General features: G+C 45.0%; 19 protein-coding genes. 2 read left to right on the forward strand and 17 right to left on the reverse strand.

The features are described from left to right. Positions 1-56: 56 nt before the first annotated feature. From NL626_RS02305 to htpX, 9 genes are all read right to left on the reverse strand, one after another. Positions 57-590, reverse strand: coding sequence for a DUF3833 domain-containing protein (locus NL626_RS02305; RefSeq protein ID WP_137281853.1), 534 nt, complete (start codon positions 588-590; stop codon positions 57-59). Further along, the gene (locus NL626_RS02310; RefSeq protein ID WP_017821712.1) at positions 590-1183 is read right to left on the reverse strand and encodes a chalcone isomerase family protein; all 594 of its coding nucleotides are present in this window, start codon (positions 1181-1183) and stop codon (positions 590-592) included. Before NL626_RS02310 ends, NL626_RS02305 begins: the two co-directional genes overlap by 1 nt. Beyond that, on the reverse strand, positions 1143-1655 hold the full coding sequence (locus NL626_RS02315; protein WP_137281852.1) for a DUF2878 domain-containing protein: 513 nt from the start codon (positions 1653-1655) through the stop codon (positions 1143-1145). Before NL626_RS02315 ends, NL626_RS02310 begins: the two co-directional genes overlap by 41 nt. 6 nt (positions 1656-1661) lie before the next feature. Beyond that, complete coding sequence (locus tag NL626_RS02320; RefSeq protein WP_253656952.1) at positions 1662-2918, reverse strand: cyclopropane-fatty-acyl-phospholipid synthase family protein; 1257 nt, start codon at positions 2916-2918, stop codon at positions 1662-1664. Beyond that, a complete protein-coding gene (locus tag NL626_RS02325; protein WP_213907820.1) occupies positions 2912-3730 on the reverse strand; it encodes a DUF1365 domain-containing protein in 819 nt (272 codons plus the stop codon). Before NL626_RS02325 ends, NL626_RS02320 begins: the two co-directional genes overlap by 7 nt. A gap of 1 nt (position 3731) precedes the next feature. Continuing rightward, positions 3732-5042: an NAD(P)/FAD-dependent oxidoreductase gene (locus NL626_RS02330; RefSeq protein WP_253656953.1), complete on the reverse strand. Its 1311-nt coding sequence runs from the start codon at positions 5040-5042 to the stop codon at positions 3732-3734. A gap of 12 nt (positions 5043-5054) precedes the next feature. Then, positions 5055-5780, reverse strand: a complete 726-nt coding sequence (locus NL626_RS02335; RefSeq protein WP_213885375.1) for an SDR family oxidoreductase — start codon at positions 5778-5780, stop codon at positions 5055-5057. Further along, positions 5777-6196: a nuclear transport factor 2 family protein gene (locus tag NL626_RS02340; RefSeq protein WP_005378211.1), complete on the reverse strand. Its 420-nt coding sequence runs from the start codon at positions 6194-6196 to the stop codon at positions 5777-5779. The genes NL626_RS02335 and NL626_RS02340 overlap by 4 nt, the downstream gene beginning before the upstream one ends. 210 nt (positions 6197-6406) lie before the next feature. Continuing rightward, positions 6407-7276, reverse strand: coding sequence for a protease HtpX (gene htpX / locus NL626_RS02345; protein WP_005388085.1), 870 nt, complete (start codon positions 7274-7276; stop codon positions 6407-6409). A gap of 509 nt (positions 7277-7785) precedes the next feature. Here htpX and NL626_RS02350 point away from each other — a divergent pair. After that, the gene (locus tag NL626_RS02350) at positions 7786-7953 is read left to right on the forward strand and encodes a hypothetical protein (protein ID WP_005378215.1); all 168 of its coding nucleotides are present in this window, start codon (positions 7786-7788) and stop codon (positions 7951-7953) included. 82 nt (positions 7954-8035) lie between these two features. Here the strand turns inward: NL626_RS02350 and bioD are convergent, their stop codons facing one another. From bioD to bioB, 4 genes are read right to left on the reverse strand one after another with little or no spacing between them, the layout of a single operon-like run. Beyond that, positions 8036-8722 (reverse strand): dethiobiotin synthase, encoded by a 687-nt coding sequence (gene bioD, locus NL626_RS02355; RefSeq protein ID WP_005378217.1) that lies wholly within the window; start codon positions 8720-8722, stop codon positions 8036-8038. Next, positions 8719-9540: a malonyl-ACP O-methyltransferase BioC gene (bioC, locus tag NL626_RS02360; RefSeq protein WP_213886278.1), complete on the reverse strand. Its 822-nt coding sequence runs from the start codon at positions 9538-9540 to the stop codon at positions 8719-8721. Before bioC ends, bioD begins: the two co-directional genes overlap by 4 nt. Continuing rightward, complete coding sequence (gene bioF / locus NL626_RS02365) at positions 9540-10691, reverse strand: 8-amino-7-oxononanoate synthase (RefSeq protein ID WP_171342739.1); 1152 nt, start codon at positions 10689-10691, stop codon at positions 9540-9542. Before bioF ends, bioC begins: the two co-directional genes overlap by 1 nt. Beyond that, positions 10678-11730 carry a biotin synthase BioB gene (gene bioB, locus NL626_RS02370; RefSeq protein ID WP_086369529.1) on the reverse strand — a complete coding sequence of 351 codons (1053 nt, stop codon included), beginning with the start codon at positions 11728-11730 and terminating at the stop codon, positions 10678-10680. The genes bioF and bioB overlap by 14 nt, the downstream gene beginning before the upstream one ends. 130 nt (positions 11731-11860) lie before the next feature. Here bioB and bioA point away from each other — a divergent pair, with 130 nt between their 5' ends. Next, positions 11861-13141 (forward strand): adenosylmethionine--8-amino-7-oxononanoate transaminase, encoded by a 1281-nt coding sequence (gene bioA / locus NL626_RS02375; protein ID WP_005388097.1) that lies wholly within the window; start codon positions 11861-11863, stop codon positions 13139-13141. A gap of 69 nt (positions 13142-13210) precedes the next feature. Here the strand turns inward: bioA and NL626_RS02380 are convergent, their stop codons facing one another. From NL626_RS02380 to lolA, 4 genes are all read right to left on the reverse strand, one after another. After that, entirely contained in the window at positions 13211-13477 is a 267-nt protein-coding gene (locus NL626_RS02380; RefSeq protein WP_005437185.1) for a DksA/TraR family C4-type zinc finger protein, read from the reverse strand. Positions 13478-13673: 196 nt separating this feature from the next. Further along, on the reverse strand, positions 13674-14981 hold the full coding sequence (serS, locus tag NL626_RS02385) for a serine--tRNA ligase (protein WP_005378225.1): 1308 nt from the start codon (positions 14979-14981) through the stop codon (positions 13674-13676). A 91-nt stretch (positions 14982-15072) separates the two neighbouring features. Further along, on the reverse strand, positions 15073-16428 hold the full coding sequence (locus NL626_RS02390) for a replication-associated recombination protein A (RefSeq protein WP_038889531.1): 1356 nt from the start codon (positions 16426-16428) through the stop codon (positions 15073-15075). Continuing rightward, complete coding sequence (lolA, locus tag NL626_RS02395; RefSeq protein WP_005388103.1) at positions 16429-17055, reverse strand: outer membrane lipoprotein chaperone LolA; 627 nt, start codon at positions 17053-17055, stop codon at positions 16429-16431. It abuts the gene before it with no gap. Positions 17056-17088: the final 33 nt, after the last annotated feature.

A 17088-nucleotide genomic window follows, 5' to 3' on the forward strand; every position in this document is an offset into this window, starting at 1 on the left:
AGAAAATAATTTTAGTTATATGGAATGGATTATTAATTGAAGATCAGCCCCATTTGTTATGGCTGCTTTTGGAAGAACAAGGTTATTGTTCCTACTTCCACACCAAACTTTTTTATTTTCGTTAGATTGAAAACGTGTCTGTCATCCTGACGATAAAGCCAATCATCAAAAGCAACTGTCACTGATGAATCCTCCATTTGTAGCTCAAAGTCATATTGCCACTGTAGCGCATTGCCCTGCTCTTCCCCTGTTGCTACACCTATAATATCGTCTGCCTTACCTTCATAACGACCGTCTTCTAATCTAGTGATAACCCAAATTCGCTGGTCCACCTCTCCGTCATCAAACACGAAGTCTTCCACCAGCGTCAGCGTATCACCCGCTACAGTACCCACTATATCGACCTCAAAGCGACGCGTTTGCTGTCCGGTATAATCTTGCACCATCCCCCACGCCTTTATGTCGCCTTCGAAATAACCGAATACGTCAAAAGTCGGTGTAGAAGAGCGGTAATTATCAATGTCTGCGGAACATGCCGAAAGAAAAACAGCTGCCACTAAAGTCGCTGCTTTAAAAATTCGTTTAAACACTATCTAACCTGCCCTATCAATTGTTTTCGGAGTTTCGGAAATTCTGTGTTGGGTGATAACCATATAGCCAAAAATGCATCGTTCATTCGTTCGTCTTCAATGATGCCAACGTTCTTTACTTGCACGTCCCCAACCTGCTTATAAAACAGCTGACCAGATTTTCCATCTGTTAGATAAGTAAGCTCGTCACCTTTTTGAATATCAGGAAACATACGATCGAGCTCGCTGATCCAAGCTTTTCGATATGAGTCCGTAAAACCCAATTTCGCCCACTGCTCATCCGTCACATCAAGCAGCTGTTGCTTACTGATGTCTCTCTTGTAATTAATTTCCAACGCAAGGGGATGTGGCGATACGTCATCGCTTACGATGAACTTTCCATCAGGCGCTTTTAATCTTGAGTGATAAATATCGAAGATGAACCAAGTAAGTTGGGCTTCTCCAACAGTTTTCCATCCCTTCCAATTCGCAATGTTGCTGGCAGCTTCGCTATTTCCAACAGGTTGAGCTTGCAGAGCAAAAGAGCCAGTTACTATTACCAACGCAAGCAGCCTAGTCAGTCTCTGAGTTAAGTCTCTCTTCAAGCTTTTCATTTCCGTACACCTTGAGTATCAAGAGCATCATGACGCACCATTCGACAAACAACATTGCCAGTGTAGCGCCAGTGCTAAATCCAAATTCAACGGCTTGGAGCTTATAGCCAGCAAAGTAGCTCGCTGTTCCTCCGATACCGCCTACTATTGATACGTAGGTTTTTGGGAAACGGTACAAAATTGACTTGAGTTGATAGGCATACCAGGCGAACAGAATCCAAAGGCACAAAAGCCAAAGGGGTAACCATTGAGTGGCAAACATGAAAATTGAAAATTGCTGATTTAATGTATCAAGCACGAGACCAATCGTGGCGATAACACCAATACTTTTGAGCGAAGATGCGTCAGTTTTCAAACAATATAGTAGGGTTGCCAAAGTAAGGAATAACGTCACCCATTGCCATTGATAGGTTCCAAGCACCGCTGCAAACCAGCAGAGTTGGAACCATGTCGAAGCAAGAAACACCTTCATAACGAACTACGGGCGTTGAAACGTCATGTGAACGGCACTGATCGTGCGAGCCAAAAAGCCACCTTCACAGTAGCTCAAATAGTAGCGCCACATACGCACAAAGCGGTCGTCGTAGCCAAATGAGCGCACTTCACCCTCTGCTCGATTAAAACGTAGGTGCCATTCATTCAGCGTCTTAGCGTAGTCCAAACCAATATCGAACAAGTCTCGCGTCACTAAGTCACTGTATTTTGTTGTGGCTTGGGTTAGTGAGGTTACCGACGGTAAAAAACCACCCGGGAAAATGTACTTTTGGATAAAGTCGACGTTGTTACTGTAGTAATCGTAACGCTGATCGGCAATCGTAATCGCTTGAATCGCCATCAAGCCACCGGACTTTAATAAAGACTCACAGACCTTAATGTACGAAGGCAGGAATTGTTTGCCCACAGCTTCAATCATTTCAATAGAAACGAGCTTGTCATAAGTGCCGGTTAGGTTGCGGTAATCTTCTTTGAGTAGAGTGATTTTGTCTTCTAAGCCACGCTCTTTGATTTTTTGCTCCGCGTACTCGTGTTGCTCTTCAGATATCGTTGTTGTGGTGACCTGACAACCGTATTGTTCGGCCATGTAAATCGCCATAGCGCCCCACCCTGTGCCAATTTCAACAACATGATCAGTGGGCTTCAGCTCAAGTTGCTGACATAGACGATCCATTTTGTTGATTTGAGCCAGCTCTAGAGAGTCATCCGCATGATTGTAAAGCGCCGACGAGTACAGCATATTGGTGTCAAGGAACGCTTCGTATAGGTTGTTACCCAAGTCGTAATGCGCATGGATATTTTTACGTGAGTTCTCTTCAGAGTTTCTGTTTGACCAATGGCTGAACTTGTACAGTATTTTAGTCAACCAACTGCCTTGCTCTTCGAGTTTATCTAGAGCACGCATGTTAAGGGCCATCAGTTTCATTAATGAGGTTAAATCGGGGCTATCCCACCACCCATCCATATAAGCCTCACCAGCAGCAATACTGCCGCCCTGCAAGATCCGTGAATAAAAGCCTGGATGTTTTACCTCTATAGTAGCGACAACAGGTTGACCACTATACTCCCCATTTGGCGCACTAAAACGCTCGCTTCGCTCTGTCGTTTCCGTCTTAAAACTTTCAATAACTGTTAAGCAACCGATTTCCATTTTTTGCAGACATTGAAAAATAACTCCGCGAGCCGCTTTTTGCGTTGTCGTCAATTTACGCGGCAATGTCATAGAACTAGTATTTAACATGCAGAATTCTCCTTGTGCTTTTTATTTTTTTTGTCTGTTTTTTCAGTATCGGCTTCTATTTCTTCATGCGTTGAATATTTAGGATGAGAATAAAAAGGTGCGCCTTTCACCCAAAGTTTTAATGCGTGCCAATAAATACCAACCATTACTTTTACCGTTTGTATTGGTGTAACGATCAAACACCTCAATAAGGTTTTGCTTGAAAGTGGCTTGGCTTTCATAACCATGGTGGCATCAAAGTGTTTCTCTCCTTTGTGACATTCAAGATGAATATTCAACTTGTCTGTCAAAGGTTTAATTCTCCAGCGGTAGAGTTGGTCAATCGGGTTGAATGGTGAAACATGGAATGCTTTAACTTGTTCCCAACCAAACTTTTCTTCTTCTTTATCTGCTGACACCACGTAGTAATGTCGTTCATTCCAAGGAGTGTTACTCACCTCTGCGAGGAGATACTTCCATTCTCCTTCCGTGTTATAAACGTAGTAGAAATTAACGGGACTGAAATAAAGTCCTAGATAACGCAAGTGACAGACTGCGATTACCTTGCCGGTACAGCGAACACCTGTCAGTTCTTCAATTTTGCTGTGCACTGCCGACTTGACGCTACCTTCACCAATGTAATCACTGCGCTTAAAGCGAGCCCAATGCCACCAACGCGAACCAAAACCCCATACTTTTTTCTCTAAAGCATCGATCTCGTCTACATCGATGGCGGGCATAAATAAAGAGTAGTTCAACTCATGATTCACAGGCGTGAATCGACGGTGACGAACGTTGCCTATAAACAATCGGCTGTTCATTTGGCTATCCATATCACGCTGCGCCTTTTTCGAAAGGAACCACATTTTGTTCGCGGTACTTTTCTTCTAGTTCTTTCACAACATCAAGCGCGCTACGCACGCCATCTTCATGAAAACCGTTGTACCAATAAGCGCCGCAGAACCAGGTACTTTGTTTACCCTGTATCTCATTTTTGCGCTGCTGCGCTGCAATAGACTCAGTGGTGAATACTGGATGATGATAAGTGAACGAACGCAAGACTTTATTTGAGTTAATTTGCTCAGTACTATTCAACGTTACACAAAACGTGTGTTCTGATTGAATATGCTGAAGAATGTTCATGTTATAAGTGAGCGAAGGGAGGCGTTGCTGTTCCTCCTCACTGCCTTCCAATAGGTAGTTCCATGATGCCCATGCTGCCTTACGTTTTGGTAGTACGGCAGAGTCGGTATGAAGAACAACTTCATTTGCTTGGTATGTCATATCCCCCAAGATTTCCTGCTCAATTGGGCTGATATCCTCTAGCATTCTCATTGCTTGATTACTGTGACAAGCAAAGATAACGTCATCAAACCAATGCGTTTCTCCGCGAACTTGAACGCCAACCCCTTTTTCGTTGCGAACCACTTTTTCGACAGGACTATTAAGACGAATATTCTCGGCAAAGCCTTTGGTCAATGGTGGAATGTATGAACGTGAACCACCTTTAATCACATACCATTGTGGTCGGTTAGTCACATCTAGCAGACCGTGGTTGAGGAAGAAACGTAAGAAGAACATAAGAGGGAATGCGCGCATGTCAGCTAAAGTCGACGACCAAATCGCAGCACCCATCGGTAAAATGTAGTTATCGGTAAAGAAAGCACTGAATTTGTGTTCGTCAAGGAACTCACCTAACGTCTGAGAGTGCGTGGACTGCTCGCTAGCGAAGCGCTTGGCAAGTTTATTGAAACGAAGTATCTCGAAGATAAATCGATAAAATTTAGGGTTTGCCCAGTTACGTTTTTGAGCAAACAATGTCGACACTGTGTGGCCGTTGTACTCTAGTCCGTTCCCATCATTTCTGACACTGAAGCTCATTTGAGTCGGCAGACCTTCAACGCCAATCTCGCTCATCATTTTAATGAAATTAGGGTACGTACGGTCGTTATAGACGATGAACCCAGTATCTATCGCGTATTCTTTACCATCAAGGCTCACATCAACGGTTGCAGTATGGCCACCGATGTAATCGTTCGCTTCAAACAGCGTTACATCATGTTCTTTATGCAAGTAATAACCACAAGTAAGGCCAGAGATTCCCGTTCCCACAATCGCTATCTTCTTTCTTCCTGCTGTTTTCATTTTTATTCCTTCTTATGATACGAGTTTAGCAGTTAGGCGAGCTTGCCAACTGTATGGAAGTAACGAGATAAAACGTAAAATACTGGTAAATCTCGCCGGGAAATAGATATAGGTCTTGTTGGCGGCTAACTGCTTCCTGATAGAGTCCGACGCTTGCTGAGTAGAAATGATCATTGGCATTTCGAAGTCGTTTTTGTCAGTCAACGGCGTTTCAACAAAACCAGGAAACACCGTTACCACATTGATCCCTTTCTTTTTCAAGTCGACGGCGAGCGTGCGTGCAAAATAACTGACTGCCGCTTTGGATGCGCCGTAAGCTTCTGCACGAGGCAGTGCCACTTCTGATGCGATAGAGCCAACAATAACAATGCGGTGCCCTCTCTCTAAATGCACTTGGCAGCCTTCAACGCAGTTGGCAACACCGACAACATTTACGTTCATCACACGCGCCATGAGTTTCGCGTCGACCACTCCCTCATCCATGTACTCACAATGGCCTGCGTTAAAAACCCATGTATTTGGCGTAAAGGGCAAATTAGAGAGCGCCTGCTGAGTTTCCTCATAATTTGTCACATCAAACTGCAATGTATGAATTTTGGAGGAAACTGCCTCCAGTTCTGCAAGAACATCTTGATTCCGACCACAAGCAATCACATTCCATTCTGAGTTCGCGTAATCTAGGGCAAGCTGTCTTCCTATTCCGGAGGTGGCGCCTGTGATTAAGATGGTGTTGTTCATTGTCCTAACCTCTGCTTGATGGTTTTAACGACTGAACCAAGTAACGGTAAATGCTCATAGAGCATCTCTCCGAGATCAAAATAGTCTCGGTGATAAATGACCTGACCTTCGCTAAATTTGAGGTGCGAAACACCATTGACGAGAATAGGCGCACCCTTCTGAAGTTTGGGATGCTGAAGGTCCATTGTCCAAGTTAGGAAGCCTGTATCTCCGACTTGTTGATGCTCATGGATTACAAAATCACAACTGATGACGTTGGCATATAATGAGGTGAAATAATCCGAAAGTGCTGGCCATCCTTCTAAACGATGCGCTGCGTCCTCAAATACTACATCTTGGTGATATATATCCTTAAGTAGATGTAAGTTCGCTTTGTTGAGCTTTTGATAGATATTGCCAACAGACTGTATGTCCATTTTTTACTCCTACACGCCCATTAAGTTGTACAAAATTATTATATGTACAAGATAGTTCATTCCACCAAAGTTGTACAAAAATAATTTTGTATAACTTTATTTCTGTAAGTAGTACGTGATGAAGTTCGCACGCGATCAATCGGCGAAAAAAAAAGGCTTGGTCAAAACCAAGCCTTTTCAGCAGATTAACAATTATTTAAGTAGGAACAATTAGTATTGCTGGCCTCGCAACGCTGCAATACGTTTATCTAGCGGAGGGTGGCTCATTAGTAGCTCAGTCAGCGACTGCTTGCCATTGATACCAAACGCCATCATGGTGCCATCCAGTTGAGATTCATGACTCACCTTCAAACGCTCTAGAGCCGCAATCATTTTTTCTTTGCCAACGAGGCGCGCAGCACCTGCGTCCGCGTGGAATTCGCGATGACGGCTGTACCACATAGTCAAGAAGCTAGCTAGGAAACCAAATACCAGTTCAAGCACCATGGATACGCCAAAGTAAACCATCATATTTGTACCTTGGCCTTCTTCATCATCGTTCGATGCCACGATATTGGCAATAAAGCGTGATAGGAAGATAACAAACGTGTTCACGACACCTTGCATCAACGTCATCGTGACCATATCACCATTTGCAATATGGCTCACTTCGTGTGCAAGTACTGCCTCTGCCTCATCACGAGTCATATTGTGTAAAAGACCAGTAGAAACTGCGACAAGAGAGTCATCTCGTTTTGCACCAGTCGCAAATGCATTGATATCTGGTGAATCATAAATAGCCACCGTTGGCATACCAATACCCACTTGTTGAGCTTGACGACCCACAGTTTCGACTAACCAATGCTCCGTTTCGTTGCGCGGGCTTTCAATGACCATACCACCAACCGAGCGTAGCGCCATACCCTTTGACATCATCAACGAAATAAATGCGCCACCAAAACCAAATACAGCAGCCATTACAAGTAAACCTGACAGACTGCCTGGTTGCATTCCAGTTACAGCGTAAACAATATTCAGAACAACACTAAGCACTAGCACGACAGCTAGGTTAGTTGCTAGGAATAACATAATTCGCTTCATTACTTTTCTCCGAGGAAGCTTATCGTTTTTTTAAAACGGATTGTTATAAGGAACAAATGGTAATCGCTATAAAAGCCAATTCCGTTGATTTTCATGTTCCGTGCGTTATAGATATAGTCTATCCGCGATAAAAACAAGGTTAAGCAATAAATTGCAACATTTGTTTTCGGGACTGAAATATTTGATTCAAGCGATTTCAAAACATGCTTTGGTAGGAGCTGGAACCTCCGCTCATATACATTTATCAAAATGATGAAATAAGCTCTGAGCTACCCATCATGTATTGATAGATGATCTTGGTGTTAAATCTATCACCTCTTAGCAACTTAGCTAGAAATTTTTTAATAGACCAAAAACAGTACGTTAGCTCTGCTATAGACTTTGGTCTTATTGTGCGGCCACATGGACATGCTAAATTCGAATGAGATGAACAAAACAGAGTCACTCTAAGTACATTGCAAAAAGTGCATTGGGTGAGCTCAAAAACTCCATGTATTGAGGGAAAAACCATGGTAGAAACTAACGACTATCAAATGGCTATTGATTTACTACGTTGTCACCTAGGCATCTCAGAGGACGAGGCAAAGCAACAACTTGGTATTTCAACCGATCATCATATGTCTCAGCGTGTTGCAGAAACACAACAAGCATTGATGGGGCTCAGCCAAGATAAGTAATCTGACTTTTTAGGTTACACCAACAAGAAAGGGCTGCATTGCGCAGCCCTTTGGGTTTTTTAGTCTTTTATCCTAAACACCATTAGTCAGTGTTTAGCAACGGCTCTACATTAATGTACTTGCCTAGCTCTTTGCGTTTAGCACTTGGAATATATGGAATTTCCCCAAGCTTAGGTGCATCGATACGTGCTTCTAGCATCTCGATAATGTCAGCGTAGTGCTCTGTGCCTGGGTTGACGCGGTTTGCCACCCAGCCAACAAGATTCAAACCATCCGCTTTAATACTCTCCGCTGTGAGTAAAGCGTGGCTCAAACAGCCTAATTTAATGCCAACCACCAGTACAACAGGTAACTGCTCTTCTTTTACCCATGTAGATAAACAGTCCGTATCGGATACTGGCACACGCCAGCCTCCAGCACCTTCAACGAGAACAACATCGGCTTGCTGCTTATGTTGAGCCAGTTTTTGACTCAGAACATCGTAACTTATTTCGACATGTTCATGCTTCGCTGCAATGTGGGGAGAAGCAGGCAACTCTAAAGCGTATGGGTTCACATCATCATAGGCCACATCGAGTGTTGCGGCGTCTTGTAAGTGTAAAGCATCAGAGTTACGCCATCCCGCTTCAGTCTTGTCACTCCCTGCTGCCACTGGCTTATAACCAATAGTGTTTAGTCCTTTTGCTGCGATCGCTTGCAAAATGGCTTTAGACGCTACCGTCTTTCCAACATCAGTATCCGTACCAGCAATAAAAAAAGCATCAATCATAGATGTATTACTCCAAAACAAACCTGATAACTTGCAGGTAGAAGACCTTGATCGTTTTTAAACGCTTGGTACGCATGCTCAACTTTTAACAAAGTCTCGCGACTAGTTAAACCGTGTGAGCGCCCGCTTACGTGATTTGCACCTATACCTTTGAGGTCACGCATAACTGAAAATGCAGAGTTGTACCAAACTGTGATGGTGGTCAAGTCTAGTTGATGGCTGTCACATCGAGATTGCGCTAACGCAATTTTTACCTGATTGAGCGTTAGAAAGTTATTGACGTGTTGATATGCATCAATTTTTTCCCATGATGCACGCAGCTCATACAGTGATCCATCAACCAGTGTAGAGAACCACGCTTTCCCACCATTTTTTAGCACGCGGCGCACTTCTTTTAGTGGGTAACTTAAATCTGTACACCATTGCAGCGCTAAACTTGAAAACACGTAATCGAAGCTATCATCGTCAAATGGTAAGTTTTCAGCATCAGCAACTTGGTAGTGCATTCGTACTGCACCACAACGCTGCTCTGCTTTATCTAACATGGCTTGAGAGATATCGCCGCAGACTACTTCCGCACCGCGTTGTTGAAGTAGTTGGGAGAAATAACCCGTGCCACAACCTAAATCCAATACACGTTTTCCCGTCAAGTTTTCAGGAAGTTTATCAAGCAGCTGATGCCCGACATCACGTTGAAAAGCCGCATGTTTATCGTATGTTTCTGCTGCTTTACCAAACGAAGAGGCAATCGCGTCTTTATCTTGATGGAAACTCTCTAACGCGAGCGTTTGCGCTAATGCGGTAGTTGCATTATCCATTACAGCGCTCCTAATGCTTGCTTCAATGCGATTGAAAGCGTTTTAACTTGTTCATTAGTGTGATTGGCAGTGAGTGTGATTCGAAGACGAGACGTTCCTTTAGGCACCGTCGGAGGGCGAATAGCAGTCACCCAAATACCGTTTTGGCGACAAGCACCTGCTACTCGCAAAGCCAATTCAGATTCACCAATCAAAAAGGGCTTAATCGAAGTTTGAGTCTCAACAAACCCCTCAAGGTCGCTAAGGCTATCTCGATACACTTCACTAAGCTCAGAGAGCTTTTCACGTCGCCAAGACTGCTCTTGAACCATCGAGACTGCATGAGTCAACGCATACGCTTGTGCTGGCGGTATCGCCGTGGAATACACATGGTGACGAGCAAACTGAGTTAAAAAGTCCCCCGTTGCGTGGTCACATAAAATAGCCGCGCCAGACATACCAAACGCTTTACCGAAGGTAATGACCAATAACTCAGGCTTAACCGTTGCCAACTCGCAAGAACCACCACCGGATTGACCGAGAACACCAATTCCATGAGCGTCATCGACAGCAAACCATGCATTGTGGCTATCAACGACAGCAGCGATATCAGCGAGTGGTGCACAGTCACCGTCCATGCTGAATACCCCTTCAGTCACAACTAGATGGTTGCCTTCGCTATTAATCAGCGACTTCAGGTGCTCGATGTCATTGTGCTTGAAACGCTTCATCTTAGCTGGTGACAACATCCCCGCTTCCATCAGTGAAGCATGATTCAAACGATCTTGGATCAATACGTCTGTTTTTTCTAACAAGGTGAACAACAAGGCTTGATTAGCACTGAATCCAGAACCAAACAGAATTGCTCTGTCGTAGCTCAACCATTCAGTTAGTGCGGCTTCTAAATTGCTGTGTGCTGCACTAAAGCCAGTCACCATTGGTGATGCCCCACTGCCACTGCCGTATACGCTTAAACCTTGCTGCCAAGCCCGAACAAGCGCTTGGTCATTGGCCAAGCCCAAATAATCATTACTTGAGAAATTAATGTAGCGTCTGCCTTCGTGTTCCAAAACGGACTGGTTACCGGCAAACACCACATTCATAGAACGATTCAACCCTTGCGTTTTACGCTCAGCAAGGGCGGACTCGATACGAGATTTAAACGCTGGCATCGTAGAAAAGGTCGTCTTTTGTTGGACGAGCAGCAACGCGCTCTACGACGCGATCGAGTAACTCGTTTTCTTCGATTTCATCAGGTTTTTGAGACACCTCTTGGCTGTTAATACCGAGCTTGTTGAACAGCATCATGTCTTTGTCTTCAGAAGGGTTTGGTGTGGTCAGAAGTTTGCAGCCATAGAAAACGGAGTTTGCACCCGCCATAAAACACAGCGCTTGCATTTGTTCGTTCATGTTTTCACGGCCGGCGGATAAACGAACGGCTGATTGAGGCATCATGATTCGTGCAATCGCAATCAGGCGAATGAAATCGAAAGGCTCAACATCATCCACTTCTTCCAGTGGTGTCCCCTTTACCTTCACGAGCATGTTGATTGGAACGCTTTCAGGGTGTACCGGCAAGTTAGCCAATTCAACCAACAAACCTGCTCGGTCGTTAGCACTTTCACCCATGCCGATGATGCCACCGGAACAGATCTTCATGCCAGCATCACGTACGTGAGATAAAGTATCTAAACGGTCTTGGTAAGTACGTGTGGTAATAATGTTGCCGTAGAACTCAGGTGAGGTATCTAGGTTGTGGTTGTAGTAATCCAGACCTGCGGTTGCCAATTGCTTTGCTTGATCTGGTGTCAACATACCTAATGTCATACACGTTTCTAAACCCATGTCCTTCACGCCTTTGATCATGTCGGTCAAATGCGGCATGTCACGCTCTTTTGGATTTTTCCATGCTGCGCCCATACAGAATCGAGTAGAACCAGCATTTTTGGCTTTTTGCGCAGCATCGAGTACGCGTTCTACTTCCATCAGACGCTCTTTCTCGATGTCTGTGGTGTAACGAGCACTCTGAGGACAGTACTTACAATCTTCTGGACAAGCACCTGTCTTAATCGACAGAAGCGTGCTTACTTGAACATGGTTGGTTTGTTGATATTGACGATGTACAAGCTGCGCTTCGAATAGGAGATCCATGAATGGTTTTTCCATGAGATCGCGCACTTCAGCATGCGTCCAGTTATGACGAACTTCCACGTGTATTCCTTTAGTCACTTTTGTTGTTGTGTTGACAGTCTACTGAGTCTCGATAAACTGTCAACACAACGCAAAAGAACAAAGTTTACATCTGTCTGTTTTTTAACCTCAATTATTATTGGAATCGCACATGGATCTCGCCTTCGACCGCCAGCATATCTGGCATCCTTACACTTCGACATTGACACCTCTGACCTGCTACCCAGTGGCATCGGCAAATGGTGTTCATATTAAATTGGAAGACGGTACTGAGCTGGTCGATGGCATGTCTTCTTGGTGGTCGACGATCCACGGCTACAACCATCCGCATTTAAATCAAGCCGCTCACCAGCAAATCGATCAGGTCTCTCACGTGATGTTTGGCGGGATTACCCACCAGCCAGCAATCAGTTTGTGTAAGAAGCTATTGTCCCTTGCACCAAATAACCTTGAACATGTATTCCTTGCCGATTCAGGCTCCGTTGCCGTAGAAGTCAGCTTAAAAATGGCACTGCAATATTGGCATGCAAAAGGCGAACGCCGACCGAAGTTTCTTACTTTGCGACACGGTTATCACGGCGACACCTTTGCGGCTATGTCGGTTACCGATCCTGATAACTCAATGCACTCTCTTTACAAAGGCTTTTTGCCTGAGCATATCTTTGCGGAGTCACCAACTTGTGGTTATTGGGATGAATGGAAGCCAGAGGACCTTACCGACTTCGAGCACAAGATTGAAACGCACCATGAAGAACTTGCTGCGGTGATCCTAGAACCTATTGTTCAAGGCGCAGGCGGCATGCGCATCTACCATCCAGAATTTCTCAAAGGCGTGCGTAGGCTTTGCGACAAATACGGCTTGTTATTGATTGCAGATGAGATCGCTACCGGATTTGGTCGTACCGGTAAGTTGTTTGCCTGCGAACATGCAGACATTCAACCAGACATTCTGTGTGTCGGGAAAGCACTCACTGGCGGCTACATGACCCTCTCTGCGACCCTGGCGAGCAAACACGTAGCAGACACCGTTTGTGGTGGTGATGCAGGCTGTTTTATGCACGGTCCAACCTTTATGGGGAATCCACTCGCCTGTGCTGTTGCCACCGCAAGTTTGGAATTGATTGAGCAAGGTAATTGGCAGCAACAAACCCAACAAATTGAAACGCTGTTTTCTGAGTTACTACCAAAACTTGAAGAATACGAGTTGGTGAAGAACACCCGTTGGCTAGGTGCCATTGGCGTAGTGGAGACGCATCGCCCTGTGAATATGGAAACCATCCAAGCCTTGTTTGTTGAACACGGAGTTTGGATTCGTCCATTTGGCAAACTGATTTATATGATGCCGCCGTTCATCAGCAAGCCGGAAGATATTGAGAAGCTAGTTAACGCGATTGATGCGGCGTTGCAACGTAAAGACTGCTTCGCTTCATAGTCCAATTCAATACGAAAACGGTTTGAGTATGAGACTCAAACCGTCTCATTATTTATTAGAACAGTAAAGTTATCGGAGTTGACTGTCTTTACTCGCTCGTCGATTGAACAATGCTTGGCGTTGAGATACCAATTCGATTGTTGACTGACATTCGATACACAGACGAACGCCTTTCATAGCAAGACGACGAGCTTCCGGAATCTCATCACCACACTCATCACAGTAATGGGCGCTCTCACCCTTTGTGATACTGCCACGAACACGAGAAATCTCGTCGTCTATTGTGTTTTGAATTTGTTGGCTGACACTATCGTCGTTTGCCCACCCTACGGCCATAAGCCCTCCTCGTTACTTGAATGAGAAAATCTACTTACCGTGGTAAGGTGGACGATTATATCGATTACAAATAACAAGATAATTAGGGTAAATTCGAAAACACTATTGCAGCTTAGTAATAATCAATTTTCACTCGACGCAGATAACAAAAAACCCAGCACTGAGGCTGGGTTTTGGTGTTCTAGTGGTTAATGAATTAACCGATGTGCGTTGCGCCCGCCATGTACTTCTGAAGTACTGTAGGGATTGCAATGCGGCCGTCTGCTTCTTGGTTGTTTTCTAGGATAGCAACCATTGTACGACCTACAGCAAGACCAGAACCGTTTAGCGTGTGTACAAGCTCAGGTTTCTTCTCGCCTTTACGACGGAAACGCGCTTGCATACGACGAGCTTGGAAATCCCACATGTTAGAACATGAAGAGATCTCACGGTAAGTTTCTTGAGCAGGAACCCAAACTTCTAGGTCGTAAGTCTTACGAGCGCCAAAGCCCATGTCACCTGTACATAGAACCACTTTACGGTAAGGAAGCTCAAGAAGTTGTAGAACTTTCTCAGCGTGACCTGTTAGCTCTTCTAGTGCGTTCATTGAATCTTCTGGCTTAGTGATTTGTACTAGCTCAACTTTGTCGAACTGGTGCATACGAATCAGACCACGAGTATCACGACCGTAAGAACCTGCTTCTGAGCGGAAACATGGCGTGTGCGCTGTCATCTTAATTGGTAGATCCGCTTCGTCAGAAATCGTGTCACGAACTAGGTTCGTTACAGGTACTTCTGCAGTAGGGATTAGAGACAGTTTACGTGGCTCTTCGTCGTTTACTTTTTCCGCTAGAGGCTCTGTGTGGAAAAGGTCTTTACCGAACTTAGGAAGCTGACCAGTACCGAATAGGCTGTCAGAGTTTACTAGGTAAGGTACGTACATTTCTGTGTAGCCGTGCTCTTCAGTGTGAAGATCCAGCATAAACTGAGCGATTGCACGGTGTAGACGAGCGAATTGGCCTTTCATCACGATGAAACGTGCGCCAGTGATCTTAACTGCACTTGCGAAGTCTAGACCGTCGCCCATTTCGCCTAGGTCAACGTGATCTTTCAGTTCGAAGTCGTAAGACTTTGGCTCACCCCAACGAGAGATTTCAACGTTGTCGTTTTCATCTTTGCCATCTGGCACTTCATCTGCTGGGATGTTTGGTACAGAAAGCGTGAATTCGTCTAGTTGAGCCATTACTTGCTCAAGTTCAACTTTCTTCGCATCAAGATCGCTACCTAGCGTACCGATTTGTTTCTTGATCTCTTCTGCGCCTTCTTTGTCGCCAGCCGCCATTTTTTGGCCGATTTGCTTGGAGATGGAGTTACGCGTGGATTGTAAATTTTCTACTTCTACTTGAATGGACTTACGTTGTTCTTCAAGTTTACGAATAGTATCTACGTCTAGCTTAAAGCCACGACGCGCCAGTTTAGCAGCTGTTTCATCCAGCTCTGTACGAAGTAATTTAGAATCCAGCATTGTTAATCCTATGCTTTTTGTTGTGAAATCACGCGCACTTTCCAAGCGTACGCGTTAAAAAAATTTACTGAACAAATGTATCCAAAAACGCCTACTTTTCATAGCGCTTTTGTGGGCTATTTGCGTCTAAAGTAGCCAAGTAATCTAACTTTTCGCCGATTTTGGTCTCTAGACCACGATTTGTCGGCTGATAGTACCTACGATCGCCCATTTCAGGTGGCAAATATTGCTCACCAGCAGCGTAAGCGCCAGGCTCATCGTGAGCATAACGATACTCTGCACCGTAACCCATGTCTTTCATCAAACTGGTTGGTGCATTTCGAAGGTGATGCGGCACTTCATATTCAGGTAAGTTATGAGCGTCCGTGAGCGCTTGTTTCCACGCCACGTATACCGCATTACTTTTTGGCGCACACGCTAAGTACACGATCGCCTGTGCAATCGCACGTTCACCTTCTGCTGGACCAACGCGCGTAAAACAGTCCCACGCGGAGAGTGCCACTTGCATGGCTCTAGGGTCCGCATTGCCGACATCTTCCGATGCTATCGCAAGTAATCGACGGGCAATGTAAAGAGGATCACATCCCGCTGCAATCATACGTGCAGCCCAGTAAAGCGCCGCATCTGGGTTAGAGCCACGAATTGATTTGTGGACCGCAGAGATTAAGTCATACCAGATATCACCTTTGTTATCGAAGCGAGAGACTTTCTCCCCTGCCACTTCAGCCAGCAACTTAAGCGTGATCTCTTTTTCACCTTGCGCATTGTCTTCTGCCATGTCGTAGAGCAGCTCAAGATAATTGAGAGACATGCGAGCATCACCGTTTACCAGTTCTGCTAGGCGGTCTAATACGTTATCAGCGAAGTGTGCAGGTGTGTTACCCAAGCCACGTTCTTTATCGCTGATCGCTTGGTTCAGCGCCAGTGAGATTTCATCTTTATCGAGAGACGTCAGCTTGTAGACACGTGCACGTGACAGCAATGCGTTGTTTAACTCAAACGATGGGTTTTCTGTCGTCGCACCAATAAAGGTAACCGTGCCATCTTCGATATGCGGCAAAAACGCATCTTGTTGAGATTTGTTGAAGCGATGCACCTCATCCACAAATAAGATGGTGCGGCGGCCCGCCATTTTGTTCTCACGTGCTTTCTCGATTGCAGCACGGATTTCTTTCACACCAGACGTTACCGCAGACACACGCTCTACTTCAGCATTGGCATAGTTTGCAGCCACTTCCGCTAATGTCGTTTTGCCTGTGCCTGGTGGTCCCCAAAGGATCATAGAGTGAATGTGACCCGCCTCTAGCGCACGGCGCAGTGGCTTACCAGGGCCTAAAATGTGCTGCTGTCCAATGTATTGCTCGATTGTTTCCGGTCTCATACGAGCAGCAAGGGGACGAAAATCTTCGTCCCCCGAGAAATCTAATGTGTAATTACTCACTACCAATTAATTCCTTTGGTCATCCACTTCCACACCTTTTGGAATTGTGAATGTGAATCTGTCTGCTTTTGGTTTACCCAGCTTCACGTTGTTAAAGGTGAACAAACCTTTTTGACCGTCTTGCTCAACCACGTTGAAGCCTTTCACGACACCTTTGGCATCAATATTAATCTGGAATTGACCTTGTGTGGAGTCTACTGCGGTAGGAATGAGAGTGAACTGGTCACCTTTTTGAGATATTTTGTAGTTATTCCAATCACTTGCTCGGTTACGCGTTAGCAAAACAAATGGCGTTTGCTCTGTTGCTTGCTCTTGCCAGTAGATGCTCACTTGCTCGATGAATGGGCTGTAGTACCACAATGTCTTACCGTCAGAGACCAATAGGTTCTCATCAGGGAATGTTGTGCTCCAACGGAACAGGCTTGGGCGGGCAATTTCAACCGTACCTTCTCCTTCCATAACCGTTTCGCCTTCAGGGCTGATAACCTGCTGAGAGAAATCTGCACTAAAGCCATCATTCATAGAAAGGCGTTTGTTTAATTCATCTTTAGGAGATGCTGCGTGTGCGGTAGAAAAGAGGGAAAAGCTTAAAACAAGCGCAGAGAAAAGTTTCGCTGAAAATAGTTTTTTCATTCAGATACCTATTATTAGAACCACTCACCTCAG

The sequence above is a fragment of the Vibrio sp. Y58_MX_L22 genome, from assembly GCF_024181865.1.
In the GTDB taxonomy this organism is placed as follows: Bacteria; Pseudomonadota; Gammaproteobacteria; order Enterobacterales; family Vibrionaceae; genus Vibrio; species Vibrio alginolyticus.

Coding starts and splice junctions, on each gene's coding strand:
- serS (WP_005378225.1), bottom strand. CDS start 14,981: ATGCTGGATTCTAAATTACTTCGTACAGAGCTGGATGAAACAGCTGCT.
- NL626_RS02320 (WP_253656952.1), bottom strand. CDS start 2,918: ATGTTAAATACTAGTTCTATGACATTGCCGCGTAAATTGACGACAACG.
- bioD (WP_005378217.1), bottom strand. CDS start 8,722: ATGATTGATGCTTTTTTTATTGCTGGTACGGATACTGATGTTGGAAAG.
- bioF (WP_171342739.1), bottom strand. CDS start 10,691: ATGCCAGCGTTTAAATCTCGTATCGAGTCCGCCCTTGCTGAGCGTAAA.
- NL626_RS02340 (WP_005378211.1), bottom strand. CDS start 6,196: ATGGACATACAGTCTGTTGGCAATATCTATCAAAAGCTCAACAAAGCG.
- NL626_RS02325 (WP_213907820.1), bottom strand. CDS start 3,730: ATGGATAGCCAAATGAACAGCCGATTGTTTATAGGCAACGTTCGTCAC.
- lolA (WP_005388103.1), bottom strand. CDS start 17,055: ATGAAAAAACTATTTTCAGCGAAACTTTTCTCTGCGCTTGTTTTAAGC.
- NL626_RS02380 (WP_005437185.1), bottom strand. CDS start 13,477: ATGGCCGTAGGGTGGGCAAACGACGATAGTGTCAGCCAACAAATTCAA.
- NL626_RS02330 (WP_253656953.1), bottom strand. CDS start 5,042: ATGAAAACAGCAGGAAGAAAGAAGATAGCGATTGTGGGAACGGGAATC.
- NL626_RS02315 (WP_137281852.1), bottom strand. CDS start 1,655: ATGAAGGTGTTTCTTGCTTCGACATGGTTCCAACTCTGCTGGTTTGCA.
- htpX (WP_005388085.1), bottom strand. CDS start 7,276: ATGAAGCGAATTATGTTATTCCTAGCAACTAACCTAGCTGTCGTGCTA.
- NL626_RS02310 (WP_017821712.1), bottom strand. CDS start 1,183: ATGAAAAGCTTGAAGAGAGACTTAACTCAGAGACTGACTAGGCTGCTT.
- bioC (WP_213886278.1), bottom strand. CDS start 9,540: ATGGATAATGCAACTACCGCATTAGCGCAAACGCTCGCGTTAGAGAGT.
- NL626_RS02335 (WP_213885375.1), bottom strand. CDS start 5,780: ATGAACAACACCATCTTAATCACAGGCGCCACCTCCGGAATAGGAAGA.
- NL626_RS02350 (WP_005378215.1), top strand. CDS start 7,786: ATGGTAGAAACTAACGACTATCAAATGGCTATTGATTTACTACGTTGT.
- bioA (WP_005388097.1), top strand. CDS start 11,861: ATGGATCTCGCCTTCGACCGCCAGCATATCTGGCATCCTTACACTTCG.